The organism is Acaryochloris sp. CCMEE 5410, from assembly GCF_000238775.2.
Classification (GTDB): domain Bacteria; phylum Cyanobacteriota; class Cyanobacteriia; order Thermosynechococcales; family Thermosynechococcaceae; genus Acaryochloris.
On record NZ_AFEJ02000001.1, the window covers coordinates 1,194,479 to 1,212,816 of the forward strand.

General features: G+C 48.0%; 15 protein-coding genes and 1 pseudogene. 8 read left to right on the top strand and 8 right to left on the bottom strand.

What is annotated here, in order from left to right:
- Positions 1–182 precede the first annotated feature (182 nt).
- On the top strand, positions 183–1,121 hold the full coding sequence (locus ON05_RS05290) for a malate dehydrogenase (RefSeq protein ID WP_010469628.1): 939 nt from the start codon (positions 183–185) through the stop codon (positions 1,119–1,121).
- A 291-nt stretch (positions 1,122–1,412) separates the two neighbouring features.
- Here ON05_RS05290 and ON05_RS05295 read toward each other — a convergent pair whose 3' ends face one another.
- Positions 1,413–4,919, bottom strand: a complete 3,507-nt coding sequence (locus tag ON05_RS05295) for an NB-ARC domain-containing protein (protein WP_175307184.1) — start codon at positions 4,917–4,919, stop codon at positions 1,413–1,415.
- Positions 4,920–5,714: 795 nt separating this feature from the next.
- Here ON05_RS05295 and ON05_RS05300 point away from each other — a divergent pair.
- On the top strand, positions 5,715–7,541 hold the full coding sequence (locus ON05_RS05300) for an FG-GAP-like repeat-containing protein (protein ID WP_010469631.1): 1,827 nt from the start codon (positions 5,715–5,717) through the stop codon (positions 7,539–7,541).
- A gap of 164 nt (positions 7,542–7,705) precedes the next feature.
- On the opposite strand, the gene ON05_RS05305 is transcribed toward ON05_RS05300, so the two are convergent.
- Positions 7,706–8,416: a Uma2 family endonuclease gene (locus ON05_RS05305; RefSeq protein WP_010469632.1), complete on the bottom strand. Its 711-nt coding sequence runs from the start codon at positions 8,414–8,416 to the stop codon at positions 7,706–7,708.
- Positions 8,417–8,740: 324 nt separating this feature from the next.
- Between ON05_RS05305 and ON05_RS05310 the strand changes: the two genes are divergently transcribed.
- Complete coding sequence (locus tag ON05_RS05310) at positions 8,741–8,980, top strand: hypothetical protein (RefSeq protein ID WP_010469633.1); 240 nt, start codon at positions 8,741–8,743, stop codon at positions 8,978–8,980.
- Between the two features lie 5 nt (positions 8,981–8,985).
- Entirely contained in the window at positions 8,986–9,312 is a 327-nt protein-coding gene (locus ON05_RS38415; protein WP_071826334.1) for an HNH endonuclease, read from the top strand.
- Here ON05_RS38415 and ON05_RS05320 read toward each other — a convergent pair.
- Both ON05_RS05320 and ON05_RS05325 read right to left on the bottom strand, forming a co-directional pair.
- Positions 9,241–10,236: pseudogene (locus tag ON05_RS05320) on the bottom strand (IS630 family transposase). The gene ON05_RS38415 and the pseudogene ON05_RS05320 overlap by 72 nt on opposite strands.
- Before the next feature lie 89 nt (positions 10,237–10,325).
- On the bottom strand, positions 10,326–10,802 hold the full coding sequence (locus ON05_RS05325; protein WP_010481340.1) for a hypothetical protein: 477 nt from the start codon (positions 10,800–10,802) through the stop codon (positions 10,326–10,328).
- Positions 10,803–10,940: 138 nt separating this feature from the next.
- Here ON05_RS05325 and ON05_RS05330 point away from each other — a divergent pair, with 138 nt between their 5' ends.
- Positions 10,941–11,438: a DUF4112 domain-containing protein gene (locus ON05_RS05330; RefSeq protein ID WP_029315803.1), complete on the top strand. Its 498-nt coding sequence runs from the start codon at positions 10,941–10,943 to the stop codon at positions 11,436–11,438.
- 46 nt (positions 11,439–11,484) lie between these two features.
- Here ON05_RS05330 and ON05_RS05335 read toward each other — a convergent pair whose 3' ends face one another.
- The gene (locus tag ON05_RS05335; RefSeq protein WP_010481346.1) at positions 11,485–13,602 is read right to left on the bottom strand and encodes a hypothetical protein; all 2,118 of its coding nucleotides are present in this window, start codon (positions 13,600–13,602) and stop codon (positions 11,485–11,487) included.
- A 225-nt stretch (positions 13,603–13,827) separates the two neighbouring features.
- Here ON05_RS05335 and ON05_RS05340 point away from each other — a divergent pair, with 225 nt between their 5' ends.
- Complete coding sequence (locus tag ON05_RS05340) at positions 13,828–14,598, top strand: nucleoside phosphorylase (RefSeq protein WP_029315805.1); 771 nt, start codon at positions 13,828–13,830, stop codon at positions 14,596–14,598.
- A gap of 84 nt (positions 14,599–14,682) precedes the next feature.
- On the opposite strand, the gene ubiG is transcribed toward ON05_RS05340, so the two are convergent.
- From ubiG to ON05_RS05355, 3 genes are all read right to left on the bottom strand, one after another.
- Positions 14,683–15,417: a bifunctional 2-polyprenyl-6-hydroxyphenol methylase/3-demethylubiquinol 3-O-methyltransferase UbiG gene (gene ubiG / locus ON05_RS05345; RefSeq protein ID WP_010481350.1), complete on the bottom strand. Its 735-nt coding sequence runs from the start codon at positions 15,415–15,417 to the stop codon at positions 14,683–14,685.
- A 56-nt stretch (positions 15,418–15,473) separates the two neighbouring features.
- Positions 15,474–16,175 carry a DUF547 domain-containing protein gene (locus tag ON05_RS05350; protein ID WP_010481351.1) on the bottom strand — a complete coding sequence of 234 codons (702 nt, stop codon included), beginning with the start codon at positions 16,173–16,175 and terminating at the stop codon, positions 15,474–15,476.
- Between the two features lie 235 nt (positions 16,176–16,410).
- A complete protein-coding gene (locus tag ON05_RS05355) occupies positions 16,411–16,566 on the bottom strand; it encodes a high light inducible protein (RefSeq protein ID WP_012165247.1) in 156 nt (51 codons plus the stop codon).
- Positions 16,567–16,975: 409 nt separating this feature from the next.
- Between ON05_RS05355 and ON05_RS05360 the strand changes: the two genes are divergently transcribed.
- Together ON05_RS05360 and ON05_RS05365 are read left to right on the top strand one after the other, a co-directional pair.
- Positions 16,976–17,158 (top strand): CsbD family protein, encoded by a 183-nt coding sequence (locus tag ON05_RS05360; protein ID WP_010481357.1) that lies wholly within the window; start codon positions 16,976–16,978, stop codon positions 17,156–17,158.
- 119 nt (positions 17,159–17,277) lie between these two features.
- Positions 17,278–18,327 (top strand): TIGR00341 family protein, encoded by a 1,050-nt coding sequence (locus tag ON05_RS05365; protein WP_010481359.1) that lies wholly within the window; start codon positions 17,278–17,280, stop codon positions 18,325–18,327.
- Positions 18,328–18,338 lie beyond the last annotated feature (11 nt).

An 18,338-nucleotide genomic window follows, 5' to 3' on the forward strand; every position in this document is an offset into this window, starting at 1 on the left:
GTCTGAACGACTGACCTAGTGCAGATTTGGAGCCCCCGCAATAAGTGCAATTGTCGTCATCGTTATAGAGGCAATCATGCCCGCTTCGATCCCCTCTATCAATTCATCATCTTCCCATTGAAGAATTATGCAATTAACGAATCAAGCAGATATAGAATCCATTTCCATCCCAGCGTCGTAATATGAAAATTTCTGTAATCGGCATCGGCAAAGTAGGTTCAACCATCAGCTTTGTCCTGGCGAAAGAAGGGTTAGCCTCCGAATTAGTTCTCTATAACCGCACTAGGACTATCGCCCATGCCGAGGCCATTGATATTCAGCAAGCCGTCGCGCTGACCCCCTATCGGCTAATGGTTCGGGATGGCGATCTTGAGGACACCGCTGGGTCGGACATTATCGTCATTGCTGCGAGTGCTCCTATGCCCAAGCAGATGCAGGCCCGCAGTGCCTTGCTGGCAAAGAACATTCAGATTATGCACACTCTAATCCCACCGCTTCTCAATCACAGTCCGAATGCCATCTTTATCAATATCAGCAATCCCGTTGACGCCCTAACCTATGAGATTTTGCAAATTATCCGGCAGCATACCCATCACAACCCTTGGCAACGCGTCATCGGCACTGGCACTTTGATAGACTCTGCCCGGTTTCGGGACCTGTTATCCGCTCAGTTGGGCATCCATTCTTCTGATATCAACGCCTATATCCTGGGGGAGCATGGAGACAGCCAGTTTGCCGCCCTCAGTTCCGCCATGATTGGGGGGGAATTAATTGATGCCAACCCATTACGCCAACAGATGGTCGAAGACGCCAAACGATCTGCCTGGACCATCTTCCAAGCCAAAGGCTATACCAACTACACCGTCGCGTTGGCTGTAGAAATGATTGTGTCCAGCATCGTCGAGGATTTGCGACATACCCTACCTGTTAGTGTTTTGATTGATGGGTATTGTGATGTTTCCGATTGCTGCCTTAGTGTTCCTTGTATCGTGGGTCGAGACGGGGTGCATCGCCGGATAAAAACCCAACTGAATGCCGAAGAAGTACGGGCTTTTCAAAAGTGTGCCCATCAAGTTAAACAGCAGATCCAAGCGTGTTACCAACCTTCAGCAGAAGATTGATGGACCTCCATCCAGAACGCTTATTGGGGAGAAACGACCCTGGAAATTACTAGTTTTCTCCCCCAGCCGGATCAGCGGCAGTTAACCTACGCTAAGTATGGTGAACCCGGGAGTATTCCGTGTGAAATGATGAGCTTATTTCTAAAATTCGAGTCTCATGCTTTGCATCTCCAACCCCTACCTGACAAGGTTTATAGTCATTTGACAACAGCAGCCGTTACGATTGGAAAGTTTGCGAGGGCTTCTGATTCTCTGAATTGTCTCTAAAGCTTTGCCGATACGCTCAGAGTCTTAAATTTTGGCCCCCAAAGCTTTGAGTGTTTCTATCTGAGTGATGTTTAGACCCTTCGCATCCATAATATTTAAGTCTTCATAGAGTCTTGGAGGCTGCAAAATCTGACTGCATTGTCCCGTTTCACAATTCCAGATGCGGGTTGTGCCATCTTGTGAACCACTGCAGAGTGTCTTGCTGTCTGGACTAAAGGCAAGTGACCAAATACATCCTGTATGTCCAAGTAAAGGCCTCTCCCAATGCTGCTGGGCCTGATTCCAGAGATGGATTTGTCCGTTGTTACTCCCCATCGCCAATAGAGTACCGTTGGGGTTCCAAGCCAGGCTCCAATTCATTTGACTGGGGACAGCAATTGTTGTCTGACAGAGGAGGGTTTTCAAATCCCAAAGGTTACAGGTTCCATCACCACTCACAGACGCTAAGAGGGGGAGATAGGGATGGAAGACTACTGATGGGATAAGACTTTGGTGCCCTGCCAAAGTGGCATCACAGACACCCGTTTTAGAGTTCCAAAGTTTCACCGTGCGATCGCTACTACCACTAGCAACTTGCTGACCATCAGGGCTAAAGGCAACGGACCAGATCCGGCCATGATGCCCATCCAATGTATGTTGGCAAGTCCCTGAGTTTGCATCCCATAGCTTCAGCCTGCGATCGCCCCCTCCGCTAGCTATCACCATGCCATCCGGGCTCCAGGCAACGCTCCAAACCCGACTCTGATGCCCCTTTATGCGCAGCTGACATTGACCGGAGTCAAGATTCCAACATCGTAAGACACCCTCATCATCGCCGCTGATCACATGAGTTCCCGCAGGGTTGGCAGCTAAAGTCCAAACAGAACACTGATGGCCCTGAAGTATGCGATCGCATGCGCCAGTTTCTATATTCCAGAGGTACAAATTACCATCTTTGCTGGCGCTAATGGCTGAAGAAATCGCTCCCGGATTGAGAGAGACAAAACCGACTTCACAGGCCCAGTTAGAGCAGCTGCTAATACTCAGCAGCGACTGTTTTTTCTGGAGATCCCAAAGACGCACAGTCTGGTCTTCGCTAGCAGTAATCACCATGTCCCTAACCCCGCAGTCGATGGCTGAAATTCGACCGTCATAGCCCCCAAAGGTTTGATCTATCTCACCAGAATCCAGATTCCAGCACGTCAACTGAGCGCTGTCACCCCCCGCGATTAGATAACGATCATCCACACTCAAGGCTAAAGCCCAAAGACGACGACCCGGCTGTCCTAACGTTGCGACTGGCTCTGCACAGCCCCGCTGCCAGGCTTCGATAACGCCGCCATCTCCTGCAGAGTAGAGGGTTTGTGTTAATTGACAATAGGTGAGTGCCCAGATGCCCCCTTGAGAGGAAGACCAACGATCCAGCAGCTCCCCTGTATCGCTATCCCAACAGTACAGTTGACCGTCAGTACCACCGCTAAAAATTAAAGACTCAGCCTCACTGACCGCTAGGGCGAGGGCATCCGTCTCCAGGGTGATCAGGCACTGAGCCTCGATAAAGTTCCAGATCTTGAGGGTTTGATCGCTACTGATGGTGATGGCAATTTCAGGGTTGAAGCAGGCGACCTGCCAGATGCGATCGCAATGCCCTTCTAAAACGTGTAGGCAATTCCCCGTTTGGACCTCCCAAACCCGCACCGTTCGATCTTCGCAAGCGCTGAGGAGATACTTTCCATCAGGCGATGGGGCAAGACTCCAGATCCAGTTTTGATGGCCATTCAACCCTTGGATCTGTCGTCCCGTTTTGGTCTCCCACATAAAAATACGACCATTCTCATGGCCCGTCATAAAGCAATCACCCGCTCGACTTAGGCAAGCGCTGGTGACACCGCCGAAGGCATGGGAGAAGACTGTTCGCGATAAATCAGCTTGGGATAGGTTGACACGATGGAGGGGCGTTGTTGTGAAATCCACTTCCCATAGCGGTAATCTGGACAAATCTTGTCCGACGAGGGAATATCCTGACTGGATCCAGAGATTCACAAGATTCCCGGCAGCATAGCTGGGTGAGTGGTTGGGAAGCGACGTGAGAAGCTGAGCAAAATGATGGTCTAAATCGACCGAACACTGTTCTCTAAACCGCCCCAGAATGGGCTGTAACACTTGCTGACGCTGCACCTGTTGCAGATAGTTTAGATGCCCAATTTTCAGCAGCGGCAACTGGTGCAGCAGATGAAGCTGGGATTGGGCCAGTTCAGCCGCCAACTCCTCAACCAATTGCACGGTGGTGTATTCCATCACGGATGACTGAAGGCCAAAAACCACGCGGTCGTGGTCGGCCTTACGTTCTAGTAAGTTGCGGCGCTGGAGTGCTGAGAGGGTATCGGATAATCGCCGCTGTAAAGAAGTATCGAGGAGATCGGCTTTAATTTCTTTAAATGACGCCGAGCCTCGATGCATGGCGAGATAGTACAGCACCCGCTGTTCATGGGTGCTGAGTTGTTGCCATTGTTGCTTGAGGAACGCCGCCAGTCCCTCATACATAACCTGTCCCTCAGCCAGGAACTCTGAGAGATTGCCTTGGAACAAATCGAGAATGGTCGTGCTGACAATTTTTAAGGCGAGGGGGTTACCGTTGTACTGTTGAGTGAGCAGCTCCCAATGCTGGGGTTGCCCGACAAAGGTTCCCTTCGTTTTGAAAAGTGCCTGAGTTTCTGCGACGGATAACGAGGGTAATACATGAGATCGCACCGCCTTGCCTTCTGAAAACACCTGAGCCGGGAACTGTTCACAGCAGATGACTAGAACACAACTTTTATGGTTTGTGGAACTGAGTTTTTGGAATAGGGTGCGGTAATCCTCGTATCCCGTGCGGCAGTCACCCGTTGCACTACCGGATTGGATCAGGGTTTCTGCATGGTCCAGCACCAACAGGCAACGGTGTTCTCTCAACGTTTGCAGCAATGTCTGGATTTGGATCTCAAGGGATGTCTCTTCAGGCAGGATGATGCGGAACGATTTCAGCAAGTCCTGCAGGAGCTGAGGCAAGGGCAGTGGGTTCTTCAGCGATCGCCACACGCCCCCTGCAAAAATGTCCGCATTCTTTGCCACGAGTCGAGCTGCCAAGGTGGTTTTCCCCATCCCAGCCATCCCCACTAGCGACACCAAGCGGCAGCTCGGATCCTGGAGCCAGCCAGAAAGAAGGGCCAACGACGATTGGCGCCCGATCAAAGCTGAGGTATCAATCTGTTCACCCCAGTCCCAAAATGATTGCCAAACCGGGCTTTTTTGCCTGACCGTTTTTGGAGGTCTTTCAAATATGGTGTTGCTCTGACGGCGATGCAGAACTGATTTCACATTGGATTTGGTGACTTTTTCGCCTAAGCCTCGGGACAGTTGTTTCCAGATTTTGCCGCCTAAATCCTTGATATAGTTGGCATCGTAGCCCAGAGACGCCGCAATATCAGCATATTTTTTGCCTGCCCAAACTTGCTGAAAGATATTGACTTCAAGATCGTTGAGTCTCTCTGCACCCAGGATAGTATCGATCATTGAGATCGCGTCTTCAATATCCATACGGCTTGATACTATACCCCTCATTCATCACAGGACAATCCCGGCGTTTTTTTTCCAGCCAACGCTAGTACGCTTCTTTGGGATCAACTATCCATGCTAAATCATGACAGGAGTAGCCATCGGACAAAAATATTCAGAACTCTAGGTGCTGTGGATGCCCTGGTTAATTTCTACTATCTTACTGCTGAGGGTGGAGTACCTTTGATGGAGCTTGGCTGCTGACTTAAATAGAATTAGGATCCATCCCAAGCGCCTTCAACTTTGCGGCTAATTGCTCAGCCCGAGCCTTTCCCTGCTCAGCCCGAGCCTTTCCCTGCTCCACCTGAGACTCAGCTTGCTCCACTCTCTCTTCTGGTGTGAGTAAGCGATCGCCATCCTGATTAAACCAGTAAAACCATTCCTGTTCCCGCCTCAGTTAGGTTCCGTTTTGACCATTGCTATTTTAGCGACCACTTCAGTCACCCTCCTATGACATGCGATCGCCTGTGGGCTGATCAACCGTTTGATATGGGCCTGAATTCGGTGCGTTTGCGATGGTCTCCGACTGGCCTGCCTCCAGAGGAGCTTTGCTAACGTCTATCACACCACACTGCTTTAGATGTGCTGAAACACCGATTGAGACTGGGTTCAAGCAAGGTGTGATCAATATCATACTTAGGTGCCATGCTTTTTCATGCTTTTTCATGCCAGTTGACTTTGGCTTTACCTCTAAGTTGAATCTTGTATGCGCTAGGAACATTTTCCCAGCAACCTTCATAAGAAATGACCAACATGGCTACTTCTAATCAGTTAATCGATGACAACAATCCCTTTGATGACATTGATGTAAGTGACGGCTCTAATTTTACTCTTGTTGATATTGATGGAGATGGAGATCTTGATCTGGTAGGCACACTCAATTTCTTTGAGAACATAGGCGATGACAAGAATCCTCGTTTTATGGAGCAAGTGGGTAGCGATAATCCCTTTGATAGCTTAGATATTAGAGTTAACGATAATCTAAGCTTTGCCGATATTGATGGAGACGGAGATCTCGATGCCATCGCAGGAAATGTTTTTGGCACCCTCACATTTTTTGAGAATACGGGTAGTGTCAACAATCCAGTTTTTACCCAGCAAACTGGAGCAAATGATCCTTTTAATGGCGTAAGTTTTTTTGAGGCTATTGACAATGGTATTGTTCCTGTTGGTTTAGTGGGCCAAACTGCTCCGAGTTTGATCGATATTGATGGCGATCGGGATCTTGATCTGGTTTTAGGAGCAGGGAATGGCACGCTCATATTTTTTGAGAATGCAGGCGATGAAAGCAACCCAGTTTTTACCCGGCAAAATGGAGCAGATAACCCCTTCGGCAACATAAAGGTAAGAGATAACGCCAATCCGGCCTTTAGCGATATTGATGGTGATGGCGATCTTGATGCCATCGTGGGAAGCAGTGATGGGACTCTCCACTTCTTCGAGAACACAGGTGATGTCAATAATCCCGTATTTGTCGAACAAACCGGCCTTGATAATCCCTTTAATGGCATTGATGTAGGGACAGGCTCTCAACCAACCCTCGCAGATATTGATGGTGATGGCGACCTTGATTTCCTGGTCGGCGCGGACAACGGCAACCCAAACTTCTTTGAAAATACTGGTCCGAGTGAAACAGAAATCAATTTCGTGGATTCGAGCTTAACCATCACCGACGTCAATGGCGGCAACTCTGCCGATACGCTCACCCTGACTGAAACAGAAAGCACACTCCAAATCGAAGATCCGAATCAAGCCTTTCAAGTGAGCGATGGTGTCGCTCTCAATAGCTTCAATAGCGCCGAAATCCCTCTGGCTCCCATTCAAGAACCGATTGAGATTAATACCTTAGCCGGGGATGACTCGATTATTGCTGATATAACTCTAGCCATATCTGTGAATGCTGGAAACGGTGAGGATACAGTCCGCGGCGGTAGGGGTGATGACTCTATTAACGGAGGCGGTGGAGATGACCTCCTCCTGGGTAGGAATGGGAATGACCGCCTAGTCGGCAATGGTGGAAATGACACCCTCCTGGGTGGAAGTGGAGATGACCTTCTCCTGGGTGGGAATGGGAATGACCGCTTAGTCGGTAGTAGTGGACATGACACCCTCAATGGTGGCATTGGCAGTGATACCCTCTTTGGTTCCAGTGGGAATGACCACTTAATTGGTAATGGTGGAGATGATGTTCTCAATGGTGGGGGTGGAAACGACCTCCTCGTTGGCAGCACAGGTTCAAATGTGTTGAATGGAACCGATGCCACTCACAGAGGCGTGAATGAGCAGGATATCTTAGTGGGGGCTCGAGGCAGAGCGGATCAGTTTGTGTTGGGCGACCGTTCCGGAGCCTATTATCTAGATCGAAGATTTATTAATGGGGCCAACAGTCTTGCCCAAATCCGTGATTTTGAGAGCTTAGACACCATTGTTCTCAGCGGCTCTAGCGGTGACTATCGAATCGCAACCAGGGGTGGCAACTCAATTATCTTTAGGCGTGAAGCGGGGCCAGATGATGCGATCGCAGTTATCGAAAATATCGTCGGTCTCAATCTCAATGGCGATCAGTTTAGCTTTGTCTAAAGATCTATATCACTGATTCGATATCGATAGGGATAAATAGGGGGCTCACCTCGTCTATCCCTCTATTTGCATATCAAAAGTGAGTTAATTGAAGCCGAAAACACCGTCAATCTGGTTAATCACCCCACGATAAAAATAATCAAATCCGTATGTTGACTGTTGTCTTAAATAGAATTAGGGTCCACACCAAGTGCCTTTAACTTTTCAGCTAATCGCTCAGCCCGAGCCTTTTCCTGCTCAGCGCGATCTTTCTCTTGCTCCACTCTCTCTTCTGGTATGAGTAAACGATCGCCATCCTGATTAAACCAGTAAAGCCATTCTCGTTCCCGCCCCAGATAGGTTCCGCGCTCTCGCCCAAGCCCTAAGCCAATTTCAGGTAGCCAAACTGGATTTCCATCTAATTGTTGGTAAGTGCCATTCTCCAAGGCATACACTTCCAGGGGCTGTCGCTTCCGACGAGACCGTTGATTCGGAAGGTAAACAGCGTAATAGCGAATCCCTAAATTTGCGTAGATTGTCTTTTTCCGTTCGTATTCGCCGCCATAGGTCTTGGATACAACCTCTAGGGCTAAAACCGGAGGAATATTATCCTCCTCCCAAAACACATAGCTTAAACGGCCATCTTCACCAATAAACCGTTCAACCCCAAGGCTAAGAAAGCCATCTGGCACGATGGCTGGCTGGTCGGGGTCGTAGTAGATGCCCATATCGACGCCAAAGAACCAATCGACTCGTTGGGGCCATGCCATTGCCAAAATGCTGTCGAGCAAATTGGGGATGAGATTTTGCAGTTCATTATCCACGGGCGTATCGTCTGAGTCCGGTAACTCAGCTGAGGAGGGGAGGCATTGTCTGGGGTCGTATTGAAGAACCATGGGTATTCTCAGTTATGGCCTTGACTATTGCTATTTTAGCGGCCATTTCAGTCGTTCTCTTACGACAAGCTGCGATCGCATGTCTGTTACTCAAACGTTTGATATGGATCTGAATTCGGTGCTTCTGGGCGATACAAACACGTAAAAAATAGCGATAATTCAACCTTTTCACAAGGCTATAATAGTCCTAGTCAATACGCCCTCACTGATATGAAAACGGTTGCGATTTTGCCTATTGCCAATGACGCTGGGGGGTAATCCTATCGTGCGATCGCAGGGGATAAACTTTCTGAAGGAAAAACCGCAGGTCAGGCTTTAGACGCATTGACAGAAAGACTTGGCGAACAGCACTTTAGCGCCTTGCTGGTCGTTCAAAAATTTGAGCCTGATGCTTTATTTAATGCCGATCAACAGGCACGATTATCTGAACTGATGGAAATGTGGCGAACGGCAAGAGACCAAGGACAACCGTTGTCGCAAGAACTACAGCTTGAGCTAGACAGCTTAGTTGAAGCAGAATTATTGGCAGCAACGGCTCGTACACGGGCAATAGTGCAGCCTTAAATTGCATGCATCCGTTTTATTCGACTGTTGCCGAACGTGCGCATCATCGCTGTGAATACTGTCAAGCACCAGAGCTAGTTTTTAATTTTCCGTTTGAGGTTGAGCACATCGTTCCTTTGTCTCGCAATGGAACAAATGACCTTGAAAATTTGGCCTTAGCCTGTCGTTCTTGTAATCTCGACAAGGGAAATAGAGTTAGTGGAAAATTACAAGATTCACATGACGTTTTTAGATTTTTTCATCCAAAGATAGATAAGCACTTAGCTAAAATTAATTACATAATCATCGCTGTAGGTTTTCAAAACTCTTTCCACATATTCGACCAAAGATGACCACCCCCAGTAGGCACTCATTTCAATCCACTGATATTTCATGAATTGCCACAGACGCTCAATCAAATTTAGATGGGGAGAATAGCTTGGCAACTCAAACAAGGTAATTCCCCGTTCGGCCCACTCTGCCTTCATCTCATAGATTGCTTGGCTCGTATGGATAGGGGCTTGATCCATCACAATGACGGTGGGCAACTCCACGTCAGCAAAGAAGGTATCAATGCAATGACTGACAACCTCACTGGTGATGGTCTGTTCTGATGTATAAGCATATAGCCCTTGTCGTCGACTCAAAACCCCAGAACATTCAAGCGTTTACTTGAACGAGTCGGGATTTCCAGATAAGTCCCTATGGGTTGCCATCCATAGGGAATACAGGGGACTAACGAAAACCACTCTCATCCATAAAGAATAGGTGGATGTCTCCCTTCTCTTCTTGTTTCTTGAGATGTTCTAACTGCTGTTTTTTTCGAGGTAGTCGGCATATAAAGGCTGGCCTGATGTCCCTTGGCGAAAGCGATGCCAGCTCATGTCCATCTGCTTCAAGACGCGTTTAACGGTGGCCTTTGACACGCGTACTGACCACTGCTGTTCAATCTGAGCTAGCACCCGATTGAGTTGGATGGGAGATGCCTGAGTCCACTCATAAATCTGCTGTTGTTGGTCGGGATTAAACATCGGTTTTCGACCTCGGCCTGGGCGATTATAGAGTCCTGCAAAACCACGGTTATTCCAAGCCTTAAGCCAGTTGTACACGGTTTTAGGACTCACACTAAAAAGGGAGGCTAAGGTGTAGGGACTCCAACCCTGGGCAGACAAAATGAGGCAATGGGCGCGTTGTCTGACCTGATGATGGCGACTACAGTGATAAATCCGATGCAATAAGCGTAAGCTTTCGGTGGAGATAGGACGGACTAATGACATCAAATCAATGGATGTAAAAAAGAGGACTCAGGTAGTTTACAACCTGGAAATTCTATGTAATTAATTTTGTCCATCTGCTTATCTTGCCGTTACTTCGCTTGCAATGCCCGATCTAAAATCGCTCTTGCCGATTCAGCTTGCATCCGGGTTTCGCGATATTGAATATTGGCTTGAGCAAATTTTTTCAGCACCTTAAACCCTTCTTTTAGCTGCAATACGTCTTCTTCGGAGATGGGTTCATCGGAGAACAGTAAATCGACAATTGCCCGAGTTTTCAATGCCTGTTGTTGCAACTCCTGCATCTTCAACTTGAGAGTGGCAAGGAGATTTAAGATTTGCACCGCTTGGGCAACTTCATCTTCTTGGGGAGAGGGCTGAGTCGGAATCGTCGCTTGCACTTCGATAAAATCATTGGGGCTAAAGCCTTGATTGAGGGAGGTTTTAAGTTTTCCACTATCCATCAAATCCATCAGTTGATTCATGGCTTTTTCACGAGCCTTTTTGGAATCTTTGCCTGGAATCTTGATCACTGCTTCTGGGTCTTCTTTCAGGGTGTATTGGACCATGCCGATTCAACTCCTTTAATGGTATATATGTACTATTTTACTAGAAAAAGTATAAATTGGGGAAAGAAATACGGTCTCCAAGCAGGAATATGGCAATGCAGCCAATTCAGTGATAAAGCAGCATAGCAAGCGAGCAGCATGTCCGAATCTAAATCCCTAAATTCCACATCACAGCCAATGGCAGATAAGATCCAGCGGCTTCATCGTCTAGCCTTTTTGCTAGACAACTCCATCTCTATTCCGGGTACCAAACTCCGTTTTGGACTAGACCCGATCTTGGGCCTCCTAGGAATTGCAGGGGGGAGTGGTGATGTCGTTGGCGGTGCGGTTGGAGCCTATATTGTCTACCAAGCCGCTCAGATGGGACTCCCCAAGGATGTAGTTTGGCAAATGGTGGTGAATATTCTGCTCGACTCTTTGGTGGGGATTGTGCCGGGGATAGGTGACTTCCTTGACTTTACCTGGAAAGCCAATACCCGAAATATGGCTTTAGTGGATCATCACCTAACGGTATCATCCACTCCTAAGAAAGGTAATCCTCTCTTTGTCGTTGGAATTACCCTGCTGACTGTGCTTATCGTTCTCGGATGCGCGTTCTTGACATTGCTGTTGATCAAAACTATTTTTCAGCTTTAGAACAAAAGATTGAGGTGGGACATTGAATGCCTCTAGCAATCCCCGGTTAATAATCTCCACCCCCACTGCCACTACCATAATCGCTACCGCTACTACCGTAGTCACTACCACTAAAGCTACTAAAATCCGATCCACTACTTGAGTTCCAAGAGCTATCGTCAGACCAGAGAGAGCTGCTTGAAGATGATTCACGCTGTTGTTCGTCCTCTGCTCGTGAGACAGAATATTCAAGTGCGTCGATTCTGCTCTCCAGACTGTCCAGAGATGATGAATTCCAAGCTAGGGAGCCAAGCTCTACCTGATGCCGACTTTGCAATACTTGGTTCCGACGCTGAATGCTTTCTAGCTGTCTCTCCAGCATTCGTTTCTTTTCCTGAAGCCTCACCGGATAGTCAACAATTCGGGTAAGGGTCATCATCCAATCTTTTTCTAGAGTTCGTGTCTGCTCTAGTCGCTTGAGGGCATCACCAAAATGCTTCTGTTGATAAGCCTGAATAAATTGAGCGTGGTTGTGGGGAAACTGCTCGTTCTTCACGGCTAAGGCTTTTTCCACATTTGTTTCATATCGCAGGTATGGCTCGTGGGGGAAGTGGGTCTTTACTTGCTCAAGGGCTGTCGAAGCTTGTGCAATTTTGTCTGCCAGTTTCTTGCCGGAAAAACGCTGGGGGGTCACCTTCTCGCATTTTCTCTTATCCATGACGGCTTGTTGAATCCGTGATGCCAGCCGGTCTAGCATTTCAGTTGCTTTTTTTTGGGTCTCTACTGAATTCACGATTTGCGAGGATGTGAATTCTAGTTCAGTCTGTTGAATCAGTTGTTCATATTCGCTTACCCAGTTCTCAAACCCATGAGATGAATTTACAAAGGCCCCTTGATGGAGTCCATAACGATTAAATTCTGGAATATGCTCGTTTAAAATTTTCCCCGGACACTTCAGTAAGGCTGTGAATATATCTTTCTGGGATAGTTCTAAGTAGCTTTGTTGAATAGAGAGCAGTTCGCTCAAAGCCGATTGTATGGATTGCCATTGATCGTTTAGGCCACTTTTAAGCTCATCAGCCATCAACGTTTGGGAGACATCGATCCCTTCACGCAAACTGGCGAGAACCACTGGGACTTTGTTGTTTTCAACGATCACACTGTCTTTCGTTAGAGTGTAGATCGCTTGACGAGACTTCCCTTTGTTTAACAAGGCTTGAGCTTGGGTGACTAATTCGCTGGCAACAGATGACCAGGCCATAAATTCTGCCAAGCGATTCACGATTAGGTCAAACTTGATCTTGAGCTTCTCATCAATGTCTAAGGGGAGTGCCTGGAGTTTTGGTAGCTCATTATTTTCTACCTCCAAGTAAAGATTTGAGGTATTTTGGCAGAGGGTTGACCATTCATTAATTAGCTTTTGAGCCTTGGCTTTCCGCCGCCGTCCAGTCATCAGGATGAAGCCAATTCCACCCATACCTCCCACAAATGGAAGCGCATTGACGAATGCTTGCCACCAGGACTGAAGATTTTGGTTATACTGCTCCCGTTCTTGGGCAGCAACTCGCTCCTGCTCTTGCCGGGCTTTAGCAGCTTTTTGTCGCCGGACCTGTGTTTCTCGGTAGGACGTAACTTGATTTTCAATATTGGTGACGATATCTATCATTGCCCCTTCAGGATCGGCAGGCATATTGGCTTTTAAGGCCGGAATGACCAGTCCAGTGGGACTGGAGAGCAATGCTGGTAGCACACCTGCTTCTCGGCCCACTTTACCTGCGTTGACTCCTACTGAGCCTTTATAGACACTCACACGCTTACGTACCCAGAAGATGACAACATAGTTCTCTCGAGGAAAGCCTGGGCGATTGGTCCAGATTGACAACAGCTCATCGACTTTTGCCACTCCCAAAGGCTTACCTGAAGGGATAAGCTCATTACCTTGTTGGGCTGCCACCACAAAATAGCGCAGACCTTCTTTGGATTCCTGGGCAAGCTGAGTCTCCAATTTGGGAGAGAACTGGAAGGGGGCAATAGGATGATCCGACAATGCTGGATCGACATAGACTGATTTGCCCGGATCAAATTCCGGCATCCAGGTCGACGTTGCGATCGCAGGGGTGTATTGAGACAGCAAAATCAATGTAGCCGACGTTAGCGGAAGAACTTTGATGCCGATACTCAACATGGATGTCTTCTTAATTGCTAGGGAGTAGGTTGTGAATACCTGAGATTGGATCTTGAGCTAGCCCCCCGCATCTCTAGTGATACCACCTCGAATAAGACGTTACTTCCAGAGAGGTGCATCACTCCAGAACTATCTCCAAAATTCGTTATCTCTGCTAAAGTCCATTAGGTATGAATTGAATACCCCCAGGTCCTTTGGATTTATTCCCCCAACTCATCATACGAAATGGGCTCAACACTTTACCATATTGGTTTTAGCCGGGATGACCTTGGTAGCAATCCCCCAACATTGGCTTTATTATCGGGCGATCCTGAACGCGCCTATCAGATTGCCAACCAATATTTAGAAAATGTGCAGCGACTATCAGAAAATCGTGGTCTGCATAGCTATTGGGGAGTCTTACCCAACGGATGTCCCATATTATCTGCAACGAGCGGAATGGGTGCCCCTTCCTTGAGTATTGTCGTTAATGAATTAGTCCAAATTGGCATCAAGAAAATTATTCGCATCGGCACCTGTGGTTCCATCCAAGACCATGTCAAAATAGGCAGTATCGTTATTTCTCAGGCCGCACTCTGTCGCCAAGGAGCTGCCAACGATATTGCACCCATCGAATATCCAGCATCCGCTGATCCATTTCTGACTGTTGCCTTAGTTCAAGCTGCCAAAGAACTAGGACTCACCCATCATCTGGGGATTACGGCATCAGTGGATACGTTTTATGAAGGCCAAGAACGAACCGATTCTGCCAATCCAACCTTGCTGCGCTCCCTGAAAAACATCACCGAGGAATACCGAGCATTAAACATTCTCAACTACGAAATGGAAGCAGGTACCTTATTCAAAATGGCAGGGGTCTATCAATTCGCGGCGGCTTGTATCTGCGGTGTCTTAGCTCAGAGAACACGGCATGAACAGATAGATCTCCACCTTAAGGACTTAGCAATTGAGAGTGCGATTAGAGTCGCGATTTTAGCTGCCCAGAACTGTGAATAAAGTGGGGAATAACTAACGACCCTACCCCAGCCTTCAACTTCTCTTGAACATTCCAGCCAGCATCGCCCAATGAACATATCACCTCTAACTCATCTGAGCCGTACCGATGTACATGACTCCAGTGTTGTTATCAAATTGAACCCGAAACTCCCCCGTCTTTAGAAAGTGAATCAAGTTGGATATCTGGGCTAGAGGCGTTCGGCCAAATAGATCAAATCCCTGGAGGGTGACTTGCGAAAATCCAACCTGCTCCAATTGTTGCTGTAGTTCTTCTGGGGGGACAAACTGATGCCAATCATGAATCCCCCGAGGAATTTGTCGCAGCACATCTTCCAGCAGCCAAATCATCAGCCAGCGAGATTGCCAAGTACGGTTGATGGTATCAAAGCAGAATAGCCCGCCTGGACCGATTAATCGGCTAATCTCCGCCACGGTATCGGCAACACTCTGGACATGTTCCAACACATCCACACAAACGACAACGTCAAAGCAATCATTTCCGAATGGCAGGTTTTCTCCCATGCCAACGTGGTAGTCAATGGTCAGCCCCATCTCCTCTGCATGGCTTTTCGCCGCTTCAATACAGGCGGCAGACGGATCTATTCCGGTTACCGTTGCTTCTCGCTGAGCCAAAAATTCACAGGTATATCCACCTCCGCAGCCCACATCTAAGACTTTAAGTCCCGGCCAATGGGGGATAAAGCGATCGAAATACTGAAACCGCAAGGGATTCAGCTTACTCAGGGGGAAGATGGTTGCGGTCTCGTTCCACCACTCGTCAGCCTGTTGGTCGTAAAAGGCGAGGTTGTTGCGCTCCATACTCTCTGTCGCTCAGGTCCTTCATCGTATTCGATCTTGAACCCAGCCGGATACCGTTACGAAGACAGGCATTGATTGAGATCCCAACTATAGGGTAAATAAACTATGGTCACATCAGGGGGAAGCGGGTCTTTGAAATAGCGGCCAACATAAGTTGGAATAGAGTCCGCCACGGTAAGGAAATCCGTTTTGTACCATTTGAAAATCTTGCTACAGTGAAGGGTTTGACTGGCGGCATCGTAGCGAACTTTGTCTGGGTTGTTGATAAACCGTTCACAGTCGTCTTCCAGTTGAGCGGTCAGTCTGTCTGGAATATAGGCTTCTGCTCGTAACAACGGACAGCCAACCGAGGCACAAACTAAGGCAAAGTGTATGCGTGGCTCGGGATATTGCTGGCGGAGAATCTTGTGCTCAATGGTATTGAGGCTCAGGGACTGACCGTTTAGGGTATAGATTGTTCGGGTGAAGAATCGCAGAAAGGTAAGCCAGTTGGGAATCCCTAAAACCTGAGGCCGAATGGAGTCGATAGGGTACTGGTGGAGCACCTGCCGGATGGTTAGGGCGTTGTATAAATTTAGGAGAAAGGCGATGGCCTGTTGTCTATCTAACCTCTGCAGATCTACGTCACTCACATTCGTTAGCCACTGTTCGAGTTCTGCGAGGGAGTCCCTTTGCCAGGAGCCATAGGCGACCTGGCCTTGGTCATTGACATACTTCTGCAGCAGGCTATCCCAGGTGGCCAAATTCAGTTGGGTCATAGGTTATGAGTGTCCTAGTCAGGCGGGGCAGTCAGCAGCGACGGATCCAACAGGTTTACGGCAACGTTGTTGTGAGGACATTATTGGTGCTCCCATATGATTTAGGGTGTGGATGATGCGATCGCACCCACAATACAAGCACAGTTACAAAAAAAAGACCCCAGCTCAAAACCGGGGTCCTATAACAAGGAAGAAGAAATTAAGGACTATTAACGACCGTTTGCCGCCAATAAAATTAATTAACGAAGAACCAAGCAGAAAGCTGGCCTAGGATTCCTTTTCCGGTTAAAACTTCAGTGACTAAGGCAATGAAAAATCCATACATTGCTAGGCGACCGCTGAAAGTCTCTGCGTAGCTGGTAAAACCCCAAACTGGATTCTTAGTACTCATGTGTTTGACTCCGTAAAAAATGCTTGTATAAATTAATGTAACATAATGTAAAGTTTTGTCAACCCTTCTCGCACTTTTCTTTAGCTCAACCATTTCTTAATGGCTTTGATCACAGTGGTATCAAGCCTCAAACCCTTTGAAAATGGGCTACTCACTCCAACTACAAAATTTTCTCAATGGCCTGAAACCAACCAGAGCTTTTGGGCAACAAGGGGAACCAATGTCACTACATCAAGCGTTAATCCGAACCCCCATCGCCTAGCGATCAAACAGGAGCTTTAAGCCATACGTGATGGATCTCTATCTTTTGATAGACCCATCAAACTATCTTGCGGTAGAGCCTGGACCAGTGGACCGATTGATAGATTATAGATGTCTCCAAAACCACTGACAATAAAGGAGTTTAGCCATGAGTATTGAAGATAGAATTGACGCCACGGTCAAAAACCTTGAGGGCAAAGGTCAGGAAATGATGGGAGAACTCACGGGCAACCCTCAAGATCGCGAAGAAGGTCGAGCCAAGCAGGCTGAAGCCGAGACCCAGCATGCCGTTGAAAATATCAAGGATGATATTAAACAAGCCATTGACTAGTCCCATTGACTGGTTTTATACAACAGTTTTCACGTCTGTGTCTCTGTATCCTAGGTAGCCTGGTGTTACCTAGTTTTTTTATATCAGCATTTTAATGAACAAAGTGCTGATTGGATTAGATGATCGAGTTACAGATCTCCCCTGTTTATCTCAGTTTTTTGGACATGAACTTTCGCTTGCTGGAAATTGATACCTCGTCTACGCAGGAGGATGCTGTTTTAACCTTGCTCAAAGCAATTCCTGGTGTAGATGTTTGGCAACAGTCGGGAGAAGGACCAGCCTGCCTTCGAGTGACCGTGCCCCTCTCCCAAGTCGAACAGGTTTTGTCTCGATTACAAACGGACCTAGCCATGGTAGACCATCCCAAAGTCCTTATTCTGCCTATGGAAGCCATTTGGCCCGTGCCTGATCTAGATTCTTCCTACAACCCAGCTTCTGCCCGACTCAGTCGAGAGGAAATCTATACCAAAGTGGCCCAACAGGTTCAATGGACTTGGACCCAGATCAGCATGGTGGTGTTGTCTACACTGATTGTGGCCATTGGCTTGCTCAAAGGGAGTGAAGCCATTTTGATTGGAGCGATGGTTTTAGCGCCGTTACTCCAACCCATCCTAGGATTAGCAGTGGCGGCAGTCTTAGGGGATACTGCTTTGGCCCAACGGTCTGTCAAAATGGGGACCATCAATATGGGGCTGGCACTAGGGCTCTCGATTTTGCTGGGGATAGGGTTGCCGATTTCTACAGACTTGCCCGCACTGATGGCGAGGGTGGACGTTGAGCCGATGGATATCGGGCTAGCGATCGCAGCCGGTATTGCCAGTGCCCTGTCACTCACGAGCGATAATCAAAATGCGATTGTCGGTGTGATGGTTGCGGTTGCCTTACTACCACCGCTGGTGGTTCTGGGGTTGTTGTTAGGGGCTGGTGAATGGGCCTTCGCCCAGGGGGCATTGCTGTTAGTGGTGACCAATATCATCGGTCTAAACCTGGCAGCGACGGCCACCCTTCTGGTTCAAAATCTTGAACCGCCACTACAGGGGCAGCAATGGCAGGCTCAGCATTATACCCAGTGGGTTATGGGTATTGGAGTAATCTTGGTTTTGGGCATTATGGGTGTGGTCACTTGGCGGCATTCTGATCTCTGGCGTACTTTTGCCCAGGCTATCTAGATCAGGTATTG